The sequence below is a fragment of the Hymenobacter terrenus genome (genome assembly GCF_000972495.1).
GTDB lineage: Bacteria > Bacteroidota > Bacteroidia > Cytophagales > Hymenobacteraceae > Hymenobacter > Hymenobacter terrenus.
In genome coordinates this window covers 80,301-99,388 of record NZ_LATM01000002.1, presented here as the reverse complement: position 1 = coordinate 99,388, position 19,088 = coordinate 80,301, and the positions used below count along the sequence as shown (strand labels likewise).

Below are 19,088 nucleotides of genomic sequence, written 5' to 3'. Positions count from 1 at the left end.
ATGTCCGCCAAAGCACAGTACCGTGACTTCTGCCAGACGGCACCCGATGTGCCCGTGTTTGCCCAAGCGTGGTACCTGGACGCGTGCAGCGAGGGCGGCGACTGGGACGTAGCGCTGGCGTATGAGGCCGACCGCCTAGTGGCCACGCTGCCGTATTTCCACAAGCAGAAGGGGCCTTTTCGCTACGCTACGATGCCGCCTTTTGTGAAGTGGCTAGGCCCCTACGTATTGCCAGAGTTTCGGGGCGTATTGAAAAAGGAGCACGGACTGCTGGAGGAATTAATCGGGCAGCTGCCCGTTTTTGCCGCCTTCAAGCAGAACTTTTATCCTACCGCAGCCAACTGGCTGCCGTTTTACTGGCGGCAATTTCGCCAAAGTACTTACTATACCTACCGCCTCAACGGCCTGCACCAATTGCCCCTGGTTGAAGCTGGCATAAACCGCAACATTCGGCGCAATATTCAGAAGGCGCGACAGCAGGTGCGGGTAGTGCACCACTTCTCGCCCAAGCAATTTTACGAGGTCAACAAAAAGAGTTTTGACCGCCAGGGCCTGGCCATGCCGTATTCGTGGGCGCAGTTTGAGCGACACGATGCGGCACTGGCTGCCAATGGGGCCCGCCAGATGTTCTTCGCCGTGGATGCGCAGGAGCAGGTTCATTCGGCGGCGTACCTGATTTGGGATAAGCAGGCGGCCTATTATCACCTCTCCGGCGACGACCCGGCACTGCGAGACAGCGGGGCAGGCATTCTGCTCATCTGGGAAGCTATTAAGTACGCCAGCGAGGTACTGGGGCTGGCCTGCTTCGATTTCGAAGGCAGCATGTTGCCAGCCGTGGAACGCATTCGGGTGCAGTTTGGAGCAGTCCAAACGCCGTACTTCTTTGTCTGGAAATACAATTCCCGCGCCTTCGAGTTACTAGAGAAGCTGAGGAGCTAACCGAACGACCAACTCCCCTCCTTGCCAAGGAGGGGATGTTCGAGCCATTGGCTCAAACGGGGGTGGTTGACATCGTTGAACGATACCCGAACATCACGACGAGACGTGGCAAACGCATGTTGTTCAACGATTCAACCACCCCAGCCGCCGCTGTAGCGGCGGCGTCCCCTCCTTGGTAAGGAGGGGAGTTTTTGTTCTTGCGTTCCTAAATTCCCCGGTCTTTCATTACTTCATCATCCGCAACATGTCTAAAAAACGCTACGTTCTCAACCCCTCCCCTTTCGTTGTTCCTACTACTGATGGCAAGCTCATTGAGGAGCACGTGGGCGGGGCCAGTACTGGCACTTCGGCCTATAGCTTGGCGCACATGGTGGCGCCGCCCTACTGGAGTGAGCCGCACCAAACGCCCACTTTCGATGAAATCACCATCGTGGTGCGGGGCCGCAAGCGGTTTGAAATTGATGGCGACGTGGTAGAGCTACAGGCCGGGCAGGCCCTGCTGATTAAGGGTGGGGCTCGGGTGCGATATTCCAACCCGTTTGATGCCGAGTGCGAGTACTGGTCGATTTGCGTGCCGGCATTCAGCCCTGATACCGCAAACCGGGAAGCAGAATAGCGGCTATGGCGGGCGAAACCAACCTAACGCGCCTCCTGGGCAGCATGCAGCCAGCGCTTAACCCTGGCGAATACGTCTTTTGCACTGTTGCTTCGGCCACGGCGGTTCCGGCGGAGCTGGTGCTAGGCTCGTTTCGAGAGCCCGAAGGCCTCACCCTGATTATGGCCCGCGAAACGGCCGATGCCTACGGGTTGGCTTACCAGTACGTATCGGCTTGGCTGACCCTGACTGTGCATTCTTCGCTAGCCGCCGTGGGGTTGACAGCGGCCGTGGCGGCGGCCCTCAGCCGAGAAAACATCAGCTGCAATGTCGTGGCGGCCTATTACCACGACCATCTATTCGTAGCGCAGGCTGATGCCGAGCGGGCCCTGGCGACGTTGCGCGGTTTGTCGGCAGCAGCGGCAAGCACAACCGACTAAGAACAATGCGCTGGGCAGAGGCGGCTGGCCCTATTTAGCGCCTGACTACTACATTTAGCCCCATGGACCAGCGCATCATCAACCTTTTTGACGAATACACCCACGCCCCGCTCACGCGCAAAGAGTTTATGGAGCGGCTGGTGAAGCTGGCGGGCGGCACCGCCCTGGCCATAGCCGCGCTTTCGGTGCTGGAACCTGGCTACGCGGCAGCTGCTACGGTAGCCCCCACGGCCGACGACCTGCAAACCGAAGACGTGAGCTGGCCCGGCGATGGTGCTACCGTCAAGGGCTACCTCGTGCATCCAAAGGGCAAGAAAAAGCGCGGGGCCGTAGTGGTAATTCATGAAAACCGCGGCCTCACGCCGCATATTAAGGACGTGACGCGGCGGGTGACGCAGGCGGGCTACCTGGCGTTGGGCGTGGATGCGCTGTCGGTATTGGGTGGCACGCCGGCTGATGAAGACAAGGGCCGGGAGCTTATTGGCCAGCTCGACGCTACCAAAAACCTCAATAACTACCTGGCCGCATTCGCCTACCTGCGCGCCCGCCCCGATTGCAATGGCCACATTGGTGCCGTGGGCTTCTGCTGGGGCGGCGGGCTGGTCAACCAGTTAGCAGTGCACGACCCTAAGCTGGATGCCGCCGTGGCGTATTATGGCCAACAGGCTAAGGCCGAAGACGTGCCGCAAATAAAAGCGACCTTGATGCTGCACTACGGCGGCCTCGACCAGCGCATTAATGCCGGCATTCCAGCCTACGAAGCGGCCCTGAAAGCGGCCGGCACCAAGCACGAGCTATACGTGTATGAGGGCGTGAACCACGCCTTCAACAATGATACTTCTTCCGCCCGCTACAACCCCGAAGCTGCCAAGCTGGCTTGGGAGCGCACGCTGCGGCTTTTTAAGGAAAAACTAAACTAGGTGGGCAACTCAGGGGCAACAGTAAGCATCTTGGTAGCATCATCCGCTGTTTATGTCGCGTAAGAAGCTCGCCGGTTTGCTAGGTGCATTGCTGCTCAACGCCTCCAGTGGCTTGGCGCAGAGCCAGCCAGCGCCACCAGCAGCCGACCCTAACTATCAGCAGGTGAGTATTCCGGTACCCCGGGCCGTATCGCTCATCGCGGATGTGGCCAAGGTGTTGTTTTCGCGGGATGAAGCGGGCAAGGACAAAATCCAGGCGCTGATAGACCGACGGCGGGCACGGTCGGCGAAAGGTGACCAGAACCTCAACCTTAGTATTCCGAAGAATAAAGTCACCCGAACGCTGGGGCTAGTAGAGGGTACTGCCAAGGAGGCAGATTGATGAGTGGTACCGTTGCTCTGAATGGCGTAGTGCGTGGTAGGGCAACGGGGCTACCTAGGCCGGGCTCCCCAACTTAATCGGCAACTTTCCAATCTGGTGGCTACTGCAGCTAACCTATATACCGAGCCGCGCTCTTGAGCGGGAGGAATGATGATGAATTTTTGAGCGACGCTTGAAAAGCGTAAAGGTGCCGTTTTTCCGGCTGCTGTGGTTGCGGTATAGTTTGTAAACCGGGCGGTAATTGCCCGCCATTGGCTTGCGCCGGTGAAGCGGGCCAGTGGCGGCTTCGGCGTGTACTTCGGAGGCCAGGAACCCCAGCATGCAGAAAAACAACAGGGCGATACGCAACATAAAAAGAGGAATGGTGGCACTTACAAATGGCATTTTCTGCCATCGGTAGCGTTTGCTACTGGGGTAGTAACTCTGTAAACAGCCAGATTATTGCGCGCTGGCCTCTTTTCGGCGGCTCAACTCTCGTGATAAACCCAGTTTAGGGCAGCAATCCATAAAAATAGGTTAGTCATGAGATGGCCTGGAAACATTCGAAAAAGCTGCGTCTACGTCCTACTTTTGAGATAAGCGCTGCTTTCTGAAGCTTGACGGCGCATGTTTTTTTACCTCCTGCCATGGCTGCCCTTTCAGAAACTCAACTCCTTATCAATGAGCACCTGCGGCGACGGCTGGAAACGGCAGGCTGCGTGCGTGGCCGCTTCGCGGTTAATGGCCCTTCAGCCCAATTTACCCTCACGGGTGAGAAAGCCAATGGCCAATCGGTTCTCTTCTGGGATTTCGACGACCGTGCCTTTAACCGCTTGGTGGGCGACTACCTCGATGTTCATTACTCCGACGGTAGCGCTCGCCTCACCATCGACTTAGAAGTAGCCACTGGTCGGGGCACTTATGCGCGTACCACCCAGACCCAACAGGCAGCCGCCGCCCGCGCCGAGAAGCAGCAGGAAGTTGCCAACAAAAAACAGCAGCTCCGTGACCGCACAGCCTACGGCCCCGCCCTCGCCGAAAAAGTAGCCATTACCCTCAGTCGGGGCCAGACGCTGGGCTATAGTCACCGCGACTACTGCGGCATGGGCTTCGACTACTACCAGGGCCACTTCCGCTATGGTGAAGTGTGGGAATACGAATTGAAGCCATTGCGCTCTTTCGCCCGCCGTCCGGAATTTGAGGCTTGGCTGGCCAACCAATCGGATGCGTCGCTGGCGCGCACGGAGGAAAAGGACCCTTTTTATTGGGATAACCAGACCATTACCCGACAGCGGCTGGAGGAATTTATACAGCAATAAGTAGCTGGAACCTTCAAGCTCGAATTGAAGAAGCGGAGGGCCAAGTTAGAAAAAAGAGCAACGTTCTTTCGGACTACAACTCCGAAAGCGCAACCAACTAAGCCTACTGAAAAGAACGGCCCGTCGCGCTGAGCACGACGGGCCGTTCTTTTCAAGAATCCGAGGCGGCCTCTGGAATCCTATCTTACTTCACGAGGATTACCTTTTTAGAGGAGGCCCCGCTTTCGTCCTGAATGCGGAGGAAATAAAGGCCACTGCCGAAGCGCTCCAGATTGATGTCAGCGCTGTTCGGGTTGGCCACCGATTGGTCTAACACGATGGTGCCATGGGCGTTCTGGACGGTGATGTGGGTAGGCTGATGAGCCGGGGCCCAATCGAGGTGAACAACGCCCTGGGTCGGGTTCGGATAGGCCGTTACTTCCTCCTCGGCGGCCTGCGATACGGCTGCTACTCTGCTTGCGGTGCCCGTAAACTCCCAGCGTCCAATGTCGGGCAGGCCTACGAAGGGCGTGCCTACGTCGACGCCTTTGTTGACCACTAGGCTACTGGCCGTGGCGGGCTGGTAGTAGGTTCCCCACCGGGTACCAGTGTTGGTGAAGCCCGGGCTGCCGAGGATGTTGGTGGCGGCCACGGTGCCCCCGGTGCGGAAACCGGCCTGCGCGGAATTGGTGTGATACTTCAGGTTATTGGCAAATGTGACGCTGCTACCGCCCTCGACATCGGCGCCGGCCGTGTTTAGGAACGCGTTGTTCTTGACATCGACCCCGTTGGCGGCGGTTAGCTGTAAGGCGTTGCCCAGCCGGTCAAACACGTTGTTGTAGATTTTGAGGTTGTAGGCGGCGTCGGGCACAAACACGGCGGCACTGCTCCCAAAACCGAAAGCGGGCGTCCGGGCAACGTTGGCGAAGATGTTGTTGTGAATGAACACGTCGTGGTTGGCCACGCTGCCGCCCCAGGCGGTGCCGCCCCACACGGCGATGCCGAACCCTTTGTCCTGGAAGTAGCACTCGGAAATTTCCACTCCGCTCAGCGCCGACTCAACCGCTTCTTTGCCGCTGCTGCCGTCCAGGTCCACCATCCTCACGTTGCGCACTTTCAAGTTGCTCGGGCGAGCCGTGGTGGGTTGGTAGTCGTTAAAGCCAACGTGATTCACCAGCGAAAGCCAAGTGTTGCAATCGATGTTATAGATTTCGTTGCCGTAGCTAAAATTCCACAGCTCAATGGAAATGTCCTCGCCCCACGATGGGTCATACTCGGGCACGCGGATAAAACAGTCGTGAATCTTCACGTTGCGGAAGTGGCCGACGTGGATGAATTTGATGCCGTAGCCCTGATTCTCATTCACGGTGATGTTGTAGATAGACGCGCCATCGAGGCCGCCTAAGCAGAGGTTGCCCAGGCTCTCGCCGCTGATATCGGCCCCGGAATTGGTGAACGTACAGTTATAGATTGTCGTGTTTTTCATCCACTTGCCCTCGGGCAGCGGCACCTGCCACCACATGTCGCCGCGGGTGAAGACGGCGCCACGCTGCTGGAAATTCTTGAACGTGACGTGGTGCATCGTCACGTTGTTGCGGTTGAGCACCCAAACGCCTGCCTTGATGGTTTTGTTGTTGCCATCGAGGGTGAATCCACTCAGCGTCTGGTTACCGTTGGCGGCGGCAATCATGTCGGCGGGGGCCCCGTAGGCCGGGCTGCTGCCCGAGTAAATCGGCGAAACCAATTGAATCAGGCTGCCATCGTGCCGGAGCTTCCAGTCGCTGGCGGTCTGGTTAACGCCGGGAGCCGGAATGGCGCCGGCCGATGTGATGAAGGTGCTGGCCTCGCCCGCCCCCTGAATGTTGACCCCCAGCGGCAGGACGGTCGCGACCGTTTCCCGGTACGTTCCGGGATTGAGGTAGATGGTGTTGTTCTGCCCCGCCGGTACGCGGGTCGCGGCATACGCCAGCGTTTGGTACGGGTTGTCCGACGTCCCTCGTCCCGGCGCGTCGGAGCCGGAAGGAGATACATAGTACGTGGTTCCGGTCGTCGCGGCCCCCGCCGTGCTAAACGACAGCCCGGCGTTGGTAGCCACCGTTGAGCCTCCAGCGTTGGTGGCCGTCACTTTCCAGTAGTAAGTAGTGTTGGCGGCCAGGGCCACGGCAGGCGAATAGCTGGCCGTGGTCAGGTTACTCACATTGATAACGGGGTTGGCGTAGCTGCTGCTGGTCGAAACAACCAGGGCGTAGCTGCTGGCATTGGCCGCCGCGCCCCAGGTGAACGCGGGCGTCAGCGAAACGCCCGTTGCGGCCGAGGTGGGCGCGGTCTGCGCAAAGGTGCCCGGTGCCGAAACCGAAGCGGGCAGTACCGACGAAAGAGCGCTGCCGGGAATCACCTCGCGGCTACCACCCGGCACTTGCCAGGCCACCGAAAGGTTGTCGCCCCCGTCATTTTCCTTGTGCAGTGCTTCGATGTAATACCATTTGCCTGCTTCCAGGCTGATGCCAGTTGAGGCCTGCGACCCGTATTTGTTCCATTCCAGGGGATTGGTCCATCCATTGACGGAAGCAATTTTTACCCTGCCCGCCCTAGTCCCGTTGGTACTCAGCCACAGCTCGCTGCCATCGTCGCTGGCAATCCAGAATTGGTAGGTTCCGGTGGCGGGGGCTTTTAAGTAGCCCCGCAGCCGCTGCCCGTAGTTGTCGGCCACATCCCGGGGAGCGTCGAAATTCGTCAGGACGCCGGTCGAGGTTGGAGCATTGGGGTAGCTGGCGCTGTTCGTCAGCACGCTGACGGCCGTGCCTGGCAAGCCTGCCCAGTACTCGCGGATAATCTTGCCATCGCCCGCCGCCGTCACCGCGGACGTAGCCGTAGTTCTCAGCGGCGATTTGGCCTTTATTGTGGCGGCTGCCTTCGCGCCGAAGCTGTTACTGGCGTGCGCCGGCGGCCCTCCCATCAAACCGGCCAGGGCAATAACCGCTGGGGCAAGGAGCTTACTCAATTGGGTTCTTGTGTTCATAGCTTTTCTGTGGGTAAATGGATTTGTCGCCCGCATGAGCCGTTATACTTTTTACCTAAATCGTTACGTCTCAAACAGTACTTATACCAAATATAAGCCCGTCAACGACCACATAATGCTCCACAGCCCCAAGACTCACGGCTGTTTCAGAATTGCACCCCGAAAGACCATCAGACAGCATTGGAATTCTACCTTACCAACCCAGAGAAATGAAAAAAAACGGCCAGTGGTGGCGCTAAAAACACCCAGGGGCAACACCTGAGCATTTTTACCGCCGCCACTGGCCATTGGCTGGAGACTTACCTGTGGGTTAGTCTATGGCAAGCATATGCGTCCCAGATTCCCCATTGGCCTGCACGCGCAATTGATAGGGGCCCGATACCAAACCCGCCAGGGATAATTGTGCCGTCGTGGGCTCAGTGGCCGACAACTTTACGTTCTGGACACGAACCACCCGGCCCATTGCATTGGTCAGAACGAGTCTGGCTTGCGAGCCGGCTGGCAGCGTCACTGCGGTAGCACCCTGCGCCGGATTCGGGTGCGGGGCCACGTCCACCAGCAGCGCGGTGGTAGCCTGAGTAGACGCTACGTCGGTGAGCGCCGCCAAAAAGCCCGACCCATCGGTGGAGGAGGCACTGGTTTTGGTCAGAACGGTGCTGCCGAAGGCAATTTTAGAACCGGCAAAGCTGCCTGTTACATATACAGTACCCCCGCTCAAAGTCAAGGCCTCGGCCGCGTCGGCACCGGCATCACCAGCACGCTGGGCCCAGGCGAAGCTGCCGCTCGCGCCCGCATCCGTTAGCTTGGCCACGAACACATCGTCACCACCGAAGATGGACGTGTTACCGCCGAAGCTCGCCAGTTTGGTACGGCCGAAGTCCGCCGCGCTGCCGGAGAAAGCCCCGGCCACGTACACGTCGGCACCCCGCACGGCCAGCGCACGGGCTACGTTAGCGCCCGCACCGCCCGCGCGCTGCGCCCAGGTGAAGTTGCCGCTCGCGCCCACATCGGTGAGCTTGGCCACAAATGCATTCGAGCTGCCGGTGCTGATCAGGGAAGTGCCCCCAAAGGCAGCAGTCGGGCTCGCAATTTCGCCGGCGATGTAGACGTTCGTACCGCTCACGGCCAACGCCTTAGCGGCGTCGTACCCCGTGCCGCCAGCCCGCTGGGCCCAGGCGAAGCTGCCGCTGGCCCCAGCGTCCGTCAGCTTGGCCACGAACACGTCGTTGTTGGTGTTGGCGCTGGCCAGAATAGTGCCGCCGAAGCCGGCCTCATTCCCGTTGAACTGACCAGCCACGTAAATGCTCGTTCCGTTCACCGCCAGGGCGGCGGGGGTATCGGGGCCGGTGCCGCCGGCGCGCTGGGCCCAGGCGAAACTCGCGCTGGTGCCCGCATCCGTCAGCTTGGCGATAAATACATCATTGAGCAAGTTGCGGTTGCTGTTGGGGCCACTGTTAGCCAGCGTGGTGCTGCCGAAGTCAGCGGCAATGCTTGAAAATCCGCCCGTCACGTACACATTCGTTCCGTTCACCGCTACTGCGGTGGCATTGTCGATGCTGCTGCCACCGGCCCGCTGGGCCCAGGCAAAGCTCGCGCTGCTACCGGCGTCCGTCAGCTTGAACACGAATGCATCGCTGATGCCCAAGCTGGCCAGGCGCGTGGTGCCAAACTCGGTCGTGCCGAAGAAAGTACCCGCCACATACACGCTGGCCCCGCTCACAGCCACCGCATTGGCCGATGCGCCGCTGATGCTCTTAGCCCACAGGAAGCCGTTGGCGGGGCTCCATTTAGCCACGAATGAGTTGCCGGTGCTGCTGGTGCTGGTCACGGTGATATTGCCGAAAGTGGCCGTACCGCTGAAACTACCCACCAGGTACACGTTGCCGCTGGCATCAGCCGCCGTGGCGGTCACGCCCTCAGTACCAGCGTAAAAATTGTTGTTAACGGCCACCGAAACAGCCTTTTGCCAAGCCGGAGCCTGGGCTTGCACCGCCAGCGGCGCTAGCGGCAAGGCCACTAGTAGAGCGAGGGTGCGTTTCCCCTTGCGAGTAGAGCGCAAGCAGGATTTTAGTGTGTAAGCTTTCATAAAAAAGGAAAGGGGTTTTAGATAGCCGCCCAATTATCAGGACGACTTAATTAGAGATACAGAACCATACTCGGCCGGGTATTGCGAAAGGTTGTTTTGCCTGATTAGGAAAATCTATGGCACTCGGCAATAATTATGTCAACCCATTGACAACAAGGGTAAATTATTTATAAAAAATAATTTCAACCATTTCCATGGCTAATTATTAAATTGTCGGTTTCATTATTTATTAATGAAAAATTATACCCTAACTGAATCAAGAAAATAAATTCTATCTCTTTATTTTAATCGACTTTCAGAAATATAAGATTGATTTTTACTTATTCCCTCGTAATCCTCAAGTCAAGGAGCATGCTAGCAGATAATTTATAGGCTAAACTCTGTCTAAATATTTTTCCAAAGAGTAGTAATAAGAGCAAATTCATATTCACAATAGCGTGAACAAGACTACTAGAGCGGTTTCGGAATGGGTGTACCGTAGCGTGAACTTTTAGTCCGCGCGTCAGCTGGTCCGGCGAACTCGCGGACTAAAGGGCGGCGTCGGGCAAGCAGTTTTTATAGCAACTATTCCATTCGAGGCACAGCTTCGCCCGAAAGCAGGGCACGAGTTACGCTGCGCTAAACTCGCGCCAGGGGCAGAACTATGGGAAAGTCTATTGGAACCTGCACGCACTCTCCCGACCACCGCGATTTCGAGGCCTGACCGGCCTAGCAGTCGGAATTCAGTCCAGCAGCCCTATTGGAGAAGACGCCACGCCCTGGCACAGCTAAACCGTGCCCCGTGCCAGGCTCTTGGAACCGCTGTCCCAACCAGCTGGGGTCCAGCCAGCCGGCTCAACTCGGCTTATGCAGGTAGACATTTTCAGCAAAATTAAAAATATATACTATATTGTATACTTATTTTCAATTCTGTTGAAAATGTCTACCTCATTTTGTCTTGCTTATGGCTCGCCGATTTATTTCCACCGATACCCCCATTGGGGCCGTGCGCCGCTATTTCGGGCTTAAGCAGCACGAGCTGTCCCTGTTTCTGGATGTGGGCAAGGCCATTATTGGCCACATTGAGGCCGGCCGCCGCGACCTCAGCTTCACTTTGCGTCATCGGCTGTGGCCCCTGACCCGGCACTTGCCCGCCACGCCGATCCTCCCTCCCGATGACGAGCCGCTGCCCGCCACGGCCCCCGCACCGGAGGCCGCACCGCTGGCAGCGCGCCGCAACTACTGCCGGGCCAAAGCCACTGTGCTGCGCTTCGAGCTTGGCAAACTCACGGCCCGGGCGGTGTACGCCAGCCGCTGGCAGCAGGTCATGCCGGCGGTGGTGGCCGACCTAGCTGCCCCCGCCAGCCCGGAAGACGAGGATATGAACGCCGCCATCAGTCGCTGGGTGCAAACCTTGGCCCGCCGGTTCAAGCCCAGCCACGCCGCCCGCTACCACCTGCTCCGCCTCCAAGCCGAAGCCTACGAAACGGAGGCTGCCGCGCTGGATGCGCTGCTGTTTTCGACGCCTCGGCACGGAGTTTAGATATTGAGAAGCTGGCGAAGACGATGGCCGACGATGGAGATGAGGTGCTGGATACAGCTTCGTAAAAATTTTAAACTAACTCCCACAAGTATGCTCTGTCTCTTTTGTAACCTAAGTAACCAGTTCAATACGATTGAGCATATAATACCTGAATCACTCGGCAATAATGATTTAATTCTGCGCAAAGAAGTGTGTGACAGTTGCCAAAAGCACTTCAGCCATGTTGAGAACTATGTATTGAGCAAGACTCCTATAGGCTTTTGGAGAACAATACTTGGCATAAAGTCAAAGCATCACAAACTGCCTAAAATAGACTTCGCAAAGCCGACCAAGAACAAGGGAAGATTTCCAGATAGCCACGCGGCTAACGATAATATCAGTTTTGAATCCCAGGAAGACTTCTCAACAGCAATTTTTATTCCTGATGATAAAACAATCTCTGATTATAAAGGCAGATTCAAGTATGTGCTGACCCCCAGAGTTCTGAACGAGTTGGGACGGTTTTTAGGCAAGATAGGCGTAGAGCTTATATGTCTACATGATGCGCAAATGGCTAGAAGTGGATTGTTCGATGAAATCAGGAAATATGCTCGTTATGGTTCTTTAAAAGAAATTTGGCCGATTTTCCACTTCTCAAGAGGCAGTATCGAAGACTTAATTAGTTATGATGCGTCAGGTAATGAAGTCAAGGAAAAAGTGAATTGCTACTCCTACTCTATCAATCAAATTTCCTCATATACTATATTGAGGCTTACTGTAGGCACAGACAATTGGTGCATCTGCTTGAATGATATGTTCCCTACCCCAGAAATTAGAAACTTATTTTTACCTCACAACTTGAATTTGATATGGTATTTCGAAAGAAGAATGGCAAGCAGAACAAGGTAAATAATTTTGGCGCCATGCATATTATATAACTCTCTGAATGACCATCGCAGCCCTCCAAGCCCGGCCCCGCACAATAGGAGCGCTACCTCCGGCATACTACGCAACCGTGGTAGCCAAGCTGCCGCGCAAAGTAGCGCGAACTTTGTAGTTCGCGTGGCAGAACGATTTGGGCGAACGGCGCGGGGATGGTCGTGCTGGCACGCGAACTACAAAGTTCGCGCTACTGCGAGCTACACCTCCGGCCAATAAGTGTACGGCCATTCTTCCCAACTTTCTACCAGGCCTGCTTTCACTGGATTATTTACTACGTAGGCGATGATGCGTGTCATCTCTTCCGCGCTGCGGATGATGTGGTCGTAGGTTTCACGCTGCCAGAATTGCCCGGTGCGAGCGAGCAGTTTATTGGCTTGCAAGGCCGTGTAGCCCTTCAGACGTTGCAAAGTTTCGGCCAAGGGCGCGGCTTCCTCAAGCAACAAAACTACCGCGTGGACGTGGTTAGGCATGAGGCAGTAACACACCAGTTGGTAGGCGCTAGCGTGAAAGTAGCGCAGGGATGCGCCTACCAGTTCCGCCACCAACGGCTGTTGGAGCCACGTCGGGCCGTGGGCAGCCCCGTCCAGCAGCTCATCGAAACGGCCGAAATAGCGACGTTGCTGAGCATAACCGCTTTCGGCGTTTTCGGTCTCTTTGACGCTGAATTGCATCTGCAAACGCGTCAATACATGGCCCGGCAGGGAGCCGGCTAATCGAAACGTGAGGAAAATAGCCGCCCCTGCCGGCAGGCGATGCGGCAGGTTGCGCTCGTAGTAAATCAGGTTTCCCATGCCGGAAAGTAGCACGATAGTAGCGCGAACTTTGTAGTTCGCGTCCCCGCGCCGCTTCTAACGATAGTCGTGCTGCCACGCGAACTACAAAGTTCGCGCTACTACCCAGCTACTTTCCGAACCCCCAATAATCCTGGCCCACCTGCTTCACCAGCGTCTCCAGCACCTGCCGGGTGCGGGCCAGCGTGGTGGTCGCCGCCTGCTGCACGCGGGCGCGGTCGGTGTGGCAGGCCGTGTGCACCTTGCCGTCTTCGTCGCCTTCCACGAAATACACCTTGTCGGCCGTGGCGTAGGCGCCGCCGGTCCAGCCCTGGTCCATGTCGCTGTAAAGGAGCCCCTCGGGCTTCGGGTCGAGCAGACTCTTGAGCAAAGAGGCGTTTTCGGGAAACGTGTCGTACCACGGAAACGAGAGCTGCACCTCGCCGCGGCTCAGCAGCACGGGCCGCATCCAGAAGTAGTGGGCTTGCTCGCGAAGCTGCTTGCGGTGCTTGGCAGCGGCCTGCACCACCGAGGTATAGTAGCGCGCCAACTCGCTTTCGTGGCCCTGCGCGGCGGCGCTGAGCACCATCTGCCCGCTGCGCGTCTGCCGGGGCTGGTACAGCTTCTCCACTTTGTTGCGCAGGTCGTTGGGCTCCGGCTTATTGAACGAGCCGTAGAAAAAATCCGGCTTTATCAGAAACGCCACCTCGGGCGCCAAATCGGGCAGGTACTTGGACGCCCGGGCAAACTCGGCCAGGTTCTCGAACAGCATAAGGACTGAGCCGCCGGCCGCGAGTGGCCGACCACACGACCAATATAGTCCTCAGCCACACGTAGTGCGAACCTTGTACTCCGCGTCCCCGCGCCATGTGGCCGTCATTCGGCTATCCGGCGGGGACACGGACTACAACGTTCGCGCTACGCTCGTGCTACACCTCGCAAACCCGTTCCTGCATCCCACAAATCCCTTCCTGCACCCCGCGAAACCCCAATCGGACCCCGCAAATCACCGCATGGCACCCGCAAACCTGCTCGTGGCACCCGCAAATCCCTTCATGCACCCTGCAAATCGGCACATGTAAGCCGCGAACCCACTCAGGGAGGCCGCAAATCCCTTCATGGGCCCCGCAAATCGGCGCATGCACCCCGCAAACCGCCGCAAGTGCCCTGTTTCTACCAAAACACCCTGCATGGACCAAAACACGATGTTTTACTCAAACACGATGTTTCTGCTTAAACACGATGTTTTGGTCCGCACTGCCCCGCCCGGCCCCTAATGATGAAACGGGCACCCGGCCACCGCCGCAACCGGCGCTTCCCGCTCCGGCGCCAGCAACTGCACGTTCCGCATGATGAAGCCGCTCTGGGGCAGCGTGGGCATCCGCGTCAGGTCGTAGCTGAGGTCCTGCGGAGGCACCTCGTAGCGCAGGCGGCGGGCCAGAAAATTCATGGCTTGCTTAATGACCGACAGCGTAATCCATTCCCCCGCGCAGCGGTGGCCGCTCAGGTAGTCGCCGCCCCCCTGGGGCAGCATGTCGAAGGGCGTGGGCTCACGGTTGGCAAACCGCTCGGGCCAGAACGTGTCCGGGTCCTCCCACAGGCGCGGGTCGTGGTTGGTGCCGTAAATGTCAATCAGCGTGAGCGTGCCTTTGGGAAAGCGGTAGCCCTGCCAGGTAAAATCCTCCTTCACCCGCGCCCCCGTGAAGGGCCCGAAGGGAAAATCGCGGCGCACCTCCTGGGCAAACAGGTGGGCGTAGTGGTCGTCGCGTTGCAGCAGTTGCCGGTACGGCGGGTGCTCGGCCAGCGCCTTGGCCCCGAACGTGATGTAGGTGGCAATGGCCACGATAGGCCGAAGCAGGTTAATCAGCTCCACGGCCACCATCTGGGGGCTGAGCAGCTCATCCTCCCCGTCTTCAAACCAGATAAAAGCCTCCGCCGGCGACCCGGCCGGCACCTCGGCCCGGCCGCTGCGCACGTCTTTCACGTGGGCGCGCACCCAGGCCTCCGCGCGCCGCCGGGCGCGTTTGCCCCGGTTGTGCCGGGCCCCCACGCCCCCAAAAGCATCCACCATACGGCCAAAATCGCGGGCCCGCTCGCGCACCTCGTCCTCCCCCAGCGGCATGCCAACCCAGGCACACGCCGCCCGGCACAGCATGTCCTGCGCGGCCGGGAACAGCTCCACTTCCTCCTGCTGCTCCCACTCGCGGGCCGACAGCTCCCAGTCCTCGGCCAGCAGGTCGAGCAGGTAGCCCACCCGCTCGGGCGTCATCAGGTCCATAAACAGGCGCTTGCGGCGCTGGTGCTGGCCCTCATCGAGCGTCTGAATGGCATCCTGCCCCATAAGCGTGGTTTGAATGCGGCGCGGCACGGCCCCGGCGCGGATGAAGCGGTCGGGGTCGTAGAAAAGCCGGGCCGCTTCGGTGCCGTGCAGGCAAATGGTTTTCTGGCCCATCAGGCGGGTCTGAAAGACGTCGCTCTGGTGGCGCTGGCAGCGGTTCCAGATGAAGGGAAAGCCTTCGCGCAGCACCGCCAAAGTGCTGTCGAAACCAGGCTCGCGGGGAATAGTCGGCATGGGTAATTGGTAACAGTGAGGCCGTTTCTACGCAAGCTAACGCCCTGGGATACTACCGTCCAGCCACAGAAATCATCAACCCCAACCATAACCAGCCCCCGATAGCCTACGTTAGAAAACGTTCATCCTTCCTAAACATTTCCATCGTTATGGCAACCCAAACCGCCCTCATCACCGGCGCTACCAACGGCATTGGCCGCGAGCTGGCCAACTGCTTCGCCCAGGACAAGTACAACCTCGTCATCGTCGCCCGCGACGAGCAGGAGCTCGAACAAACTGCCGCCGAGCTGCGGCAGCAATACGGCATCGACGTGCTCCCCATTTCCGCCGACTTATTCCAGCGCGAAGCCCCTTTCCAGGTCTACGACCAGGTGAAAGCCCAGGGCATCCAGATTGATGCGCTGGTGAATAACGCCGGCCAGGGCCAATACGGCCTGTTCACCACCACCGACCTCAACCGCGAGCTCGACATCATCCAGCTCAACATCGGAACCTACGTCATTTTCACCAAGCTCTACCTCCAGGAAATGGTGGCCCGCAACGAAGGCAAAATCCTGCAAGTATCCAGCATCGGCGGCGAGCTGCCCGGCCCGCTCCAGGCCGTCTACCACGGCACCAAGGCGTTTGTCACCTCCTTCACCGAAGCCATCCGCGAAGAAGTCAAAGGCAGCAACATCCTTATAACCGCCCTGGAACCCGGCGTAACCGACACCGATTTCTTCAATAAAGCCGACATGGAGCGCTCCAAACTCGTGCAGGGCAGCAGAGCCGACCCCGCCCAAGTGGCCAAAGACGGCTACGAAGCCCTGCTCGCCGGCAAAGACAAAGTCATCTCCGGCTTTATGAACAAGGTGCAAGTGGAACTAAGCAACGTCGTGCCCGACTCCCTGGTGGCCGCCGGCATGCACAAGATGGGCGAGCCCGTCGACGGCGACGAAAGCGCCCACCAGTCGCGCTAAGCCCCCTCCCGAATGCCTACTCCAAAGCCCGGCCCCGCAATGGCCGGGCTTTTTGCGTAGCGCAACGCCTTACTTTGCGCCATGATGCGCCGTTGGCTTGCCTTGTTTACGACCCGCCGGGTTTGCGTTTACGGCTTTTTTGGGTTGCTGCTCCTGCTGGGGCTGGGCATTTATCCGGACTACGGCATTTCCTGGGACGAAGACCTCAGCCGCGCCACGGGCATGGTATCGCTCCGGTACGTCGCCGAAAAGATTTTCCCAGCGCTCGTGGCCCATCACCAGGATGGCACCTACCCACCTCTGTCCGACTGGGCCAACCGTGATTACGGCGTCGTTTTCGAAATGCCGGCTTGCCTGCTCGAGCGGGTGCTGCGCATCGACGACCTGGGCGCCCGCTACCGGCTGCGGCACCTGCTCACGTTCCTTGTCTGCTTCGGCGGCGTTATTGCCGTGTATCAGCTCGGTCGGCAACGCTTTAGCGACTGGCGCCTGGGGTTGCTGGGGGCCGCCTGGCTGGTGCTCAGCCCGCGCCTGTTTGCCGAGTCTTTTTATAATAGCAAAGATGCCGTCTTCATGGCCCTCATGGCCATTGCCACCGTTACAGCGGTCCGGCTAGTGCTACGGCCCACGACCGGCCGGGCCATTTGGCATGCCCTCGCGTGCGCCGCCGCAATCGATGTCCGGGTGATGGGAATAGTGCTGCCCGGCGCCACGCTCGGGCTGCTGGTGGTGCGGGCCCTGGGTGGTCGGGTCGCGTGGCGCACCCTTGGTAGGGTGGCGGGGCTTTATGCTGTGCTGCTGGCGGTATTCGTAGTGGCCGGCTGGCCCTACCTCTGGGCAGCCCCCTGGACCAACCTGAAATCGGCATTCCAGCACATGAGCGTATACTATTGGGACAACACCGTGCTCTACCGTGGGGAGTTGGTGCGGGCCCTGGCGCTGCCCTGGCACTACGCCCCGGTCTGGATTGGCATCACCACACCGGTCTTTTACCTGGTTTGGCTGCTGGTGGGGCTGGTGGCGGTTGGGGGCTCGTTTCGGCCCGTGCGGTGGCGGCTTTGGGCCGATGATGACCACGTGCAGGACTTGCTTTTTGCCCTGCTGCTGCTCGGCCCGCTACTCGCCGTCATCGTGCTACACTCGGCGCTGTACGACGGCTGGCGGCATCTCTACTTCGTGTATCCGGCCTTGTTGCTACTGGCCTTGCGCGGCTGGGCGCTCGCATGGCACTGGCTGTCGTCGCGCCAGCACTGGCGCCTGGCTGCCCCCGCCCTACTCGCAGTCACCGGCCTGAGCATGCTGCACCTGACCATATTCATAGTAAAAGCTCACCCCAACCAACAAGTGTATTTCAACCCGTTGGCTGGCCAGCAGGTGGCCACCTCCTATGAGCTTGACTACTGGGGCCTGAGTTTCCGCCAAGGCCTGAACTATATTGTATCGCACGACGCTCGGCCCCGCATCATCATCCAGGCCAATGCCGAGGTGGCGCCCGTGGCCAGGCTCAACCTCTGCATGCTGCCCGCGGCCGACCGCCAGCGCGTAGTCTTCACCGAATCGAAACAGGCGGCGGACTACTTCATCACCAACTACCGCTGGCACCCGCGGCCCTACCCCTACCCGCACGAAGTACACCGCGTAATGGCCGGCGAAGTGCGCATTTTATCAGTTTTCAAGCTGAAATAGCCCCCAGTGCAATTCTTAGGTCCAGGCCGTGGCCTTACAGCAGCTTCTGCACCCAGCGCAGCGGCAGCCACTTCATGGCGCGGGCCAGCAGCCCCCACGGCCAGCCGGGCACGAACGCCTGCACGGGCTCCCGCTCATCCCGTTGAACGGTTTCCAGCAAGGCGCGAACGCGACGCAGCAAAGGCTGCGCCCTACAATCATCAAACGATTTTCGGAACAGTGCGAACGACACGCAGCAAAGGCTGCGCTCTACGAAATCACGCCGCTGTCAATCACCAGCTGAGTGCCGTTGGTGTAACTCGAATCATCCGATGCGAGGTAGATAAATGCTTTGGCTACTTCCTCCGCCCTACCAAGGCGCTTCATGGGGCTCGCCGCAATCATCTGTTGGCGCTGGTCAGGGTGAGCATCCTTGATGAGCGGGGTATCGATGTAATACGGACAAATGGCATTCACGCGCACGTTGCGGCGGGCAAATTCCAGTGCTGCCGTTTTGGTGAGGCCCAGCACGCCATGCTTGGAGGCCACGTAGGCACTCAGGCCCGCCGCGCCCCGCACACCAGCCAGCGACGACATATTCACAATCACGCCGCCACCTTGCTGCACGAACTGCGCCAGCTCGTATTTCATGCAGGTAAACACGCCCGTCAGGTTCACGCCGATGATGCGTTGAAACGACTCCTCACTGGTCTCTAGGAAGCTGGCAAAACCCTCCCCTATTCCGGCGTTATTCAAGGCAACATCAAGCCGGCCAAACTTCTGCACGGTAGCAGCAATAGCTTCCTGCACATTAGCGGAGTTGGTAACGTCGAGCGGAACAAACAAGGACTCCCCACCCACCGCACCGACTTCCGCCAGCGCAGCCTGATGGTCGGAGTTGGACAGGTCGGCGATGACGACTTTGGCACCTTCTTCAGCGGCAGCCAGCGCAGCGGCCCGACCCAGCCCCGAAGCTCCACCAGTTATAAAGACAACCTTATTTTCAAGTTTTTTCATTGGT

18 protein-coding genes are annotated in these 19,088 nt (G+C 58.7%); 10 read left to right on the top strand and 8 right to left on the bottom strand.

Annotated features, from left to right (window positions below):
* The 5 genes from WX88_RS04995 to WX88_RS04975 all read left to right on the top strand — a co-directional run bounded on the left by WX88_RS04995 (window position 1) and on the right by WX88_RS04975 (window position 3,276).
* Window positions 1–939: a GNAT family N-acetyltransferase gene (locus WX88_RS04995; protein WP_046243246.1), complete on the top strand. Its 939-nt coding sequence runs from the start codon at window positions 1–3 to the stop codon at window positions 937–939.
* Between the two features lie 244 nt (window positions 940–1,183).
* On the top strand, window positions 1,184–1,555 hold the full coding sequence (locus WX88_RS04990; protein ID WP_046243245.1) for a cupin domain-containing protein: 372 nt from the start codon (window positions 1,184–1,186) through the stop codon (window positions 1,553–1,555).
* Window positions 1,556–1,560: 5 nt separating this feature from the next.
* Window positions 1,561–1,974: an ACT domain-containing protein gene (locus WX88_RS04985; RefSeq protein ID WP_046243244.1), complete on the top strand. Its 414-nt coding sequence runs from the start codon at window positions 1,561–1,563 to the stop codon at window positions 1,972–1,974.
* A 62-nt stretch (window positions 1,975–2,036) separates the two neighbouring features.
* Window positions 2,037–2,894, top strand: coding sequence for a dienelactone hydrolase family protein (locus WX88_RS04980; protein WP_046243243.1), 858 nt, complete (start codon window positions 2,037–2,039; stop codon window positions 2,892–2,894).
* Window positions 2,895–2,946: 52 nt separating this feature from the next.
* A complete protein-coding gene (locus WX88_RS04975) occupies window positions 2,947–3,276 on the top strand; it encodes a hypothetical protein (RefSeq protein ID WP_046243242.1) in 330 nt (109 codons plus the stop codon).
* 114 nt (window positions 3,277–3,390) lie between these two features.
* On the opposite strand, the gene WX88_RS30725 is transcribed toward WX88_RS04975, so the two are convergent.
* A complete protein-coding gene (locus WX88_RS30725) occupies window positions 3,391–3,627 on the bottom strand; it encodes a hypothetical protein (RefSeq protein ID WP_046243241.1) in 237 nt (78 codons plus the stop codon).
* Between the two features lie 275 nt (window positions 3,628–3,902).
* Between WX88_RS30725 and WX88_RS04965 the strand changes: the two genes are divergently transcribed.
* On the top strand, window positions 3,903–4,574 hold the full coding sequence (locus WX88_RS04965) for a hypothetical protein (RefSeq protein ID WP_046243240.1): 672 nt from the start codon (window positions 3,903–3,905) through the stop codon (window positions 4,572–4,574).
* Window positions 4,575–4,758: 184 nt separating this feature from the next.
* Here the strand turns inward: WX88_RS04965 and WX88_RS04960 are convergent, their stop codons facing one another.
* Window positions 4,759–7,572: a T9SS type A sorting domain-containing protein gene (locus tag WX88_RS04960; RefSeq protein ID WP_197076676.1), complete on the bottom strand. Its 2,814-nt coding sequence runs from the start codon at window positions 7,570–7,572 to the stop codon at window positions 4,759–4,761.
* Between the two features lie 310 nt (window positions 7,573–7,882).
* A complete protein-coding gene (locus WX88_RS04955; RefSeq protein ID WP_046243238.1) occupies window positions 7,883–9,658 on the bottom strand; it encodes a hypothetical protein in 1,776 nt (591 codons plus the stop codon).
* A 943-nt stretch (window positions 9,659–10,601) separates the two neighbouring features.
* Here WX88_RS04955 and WX88_RS04950 point away from each other — a divergent pair.
* Both WX88_RS04950 and WX88_RS04945 read left to right on the top strand, forming a co-directional pair.
* Window positions 10,602–11,180, top strand: coding sequence for a hypothetical protein (locus tag WX88_RS04950; protein ID WP_046243237.1), 579 nt, complete (start codon window positions 10,602–10,604; stop codon window positions 11,178–11,180).
* A gap of 90 nt (window positions 11,181–11,270) precedes the next feature.
* Window positions 11,271–12,068, top strand: a complete 798-nt coding sequence (locus WX88_RS04945) for an HNH endonuclease (protein ID WP_046243236.1) — start codon at window positions 11,271–11,273, stop codon at window positions 12,066–12,068.
* 230 nt (window positions 12,069–12,298) lie between these two features.
* Here WX88_RS04945 and WX88_RS04940 read toward each other — a convergent pair whose 3' ends face one another.
* The 3 genes from WX88_RS04940 to WX88_RS04930 form a co-directional block, all read right to left on the bottom strand.
* Window positions 12,299–12,892: an REP-associated tyrosine transposase gene (locus WX88_RS04940; RefSeq protein ID WP_046243235.1), complete on the bottom strand. Its 594-nt coding sequence runs from the start codon at window positions 12,890–12,892 to the stop codon at window positions 12,299–12,301.
* 109 nt (window positions 12,893–13,001) lie between these two features.
* Window positions 13,002–13,643 carry a hypothetical protein gene (locus tag WX88_RS27240; protein ID WP_052732360.1) on the bottom strand — a complete coding sequence of 214 codons (642 nt, stop codon included), beginning with the start codon at window positions 13,641–13,643 and terminating at the stop codon, window positions 13,002–13,004.
* Window positions 13,644–14,144: 501 nt separating this feature from the next.
* Complete coding sequence (locus tag WX88_RS04930; protein ID WP_046243234.1) at window positions 14,145–15,443, bottom strand: cytochrome P450; 1,299 nt, start codon at window positions 15,441–15,443, stop codon at window positions 14,145–14,147.
* A 149-nt stretch (window positions 15,444–15,592) separates the two neighbouring features.
* Here WX88_RS04930 and WX88_RS04925 point away from each other — a divergent pair, with 149 nt between their 5' ends.
* Together WX88_RS04925 and WX88_RS04920 are read left to right on the top strand one after the other, a co-directional pair.
* Window positions 15,593–16,402 carry an SDR family NAD(P)-dependent oxidoreductase gene (locus WX88_RS04925; protein ID WP_046243233.1) on the top strand — a complete coding sequence of 270 codons (810 nt, stop codon included), beginning with the start codon at window positions 15,593–15,595 and terminating at the stop codon, window positions 16,400–16,402.
* Window positions 16,403–16,483: 81 nt separating this feature from the next.
* Window positions 16,484–18,088 (top strand): hypothetical protein, encoded by a 1,605-nt coding sequence (locus tag WX88_RS04920; RefSeq protein WP_046243232.1) that lies wholly within the window; start codon window positions 16,484–16,486, stop codon window positions 18,086–18,088.
* 34 nt (window positions 18,089–18,122) lie between these two features.
* On the opposite strand, the gene WX88_RS29860 is transcribed toward WX88_RS04920, so the two are convergent.
* Window positions 18,123–18,269: a hypothetical protein gene (locus tag WX88_RS29860; RefSeq protein ID WP_156175947.1), complete on the bottom strand. Its 147-nt coding sequence runs from the start codon at window positions 18,267–18,269 to the stop codon at window positions 18,123–18,125.
* Window positions 18,270–18,337: 68 nt separating this feature from the next.
* Window positions 18,338–19,084 carry an SDR family NAD(P)-dependent oxidoreductase gene (locus tag WX88_RS04915; protein WP_046243231.1) on the bottom strand — a complete coding sequence of 249 codons (747 nt, stop codon included), beginning with the start codon at window positions 19,082–19,084 and terminating at the stop codon, window positions 18,338–18,340.
* Window positions 19,085–19,088 lie beyond the last annotated feature (4 nt).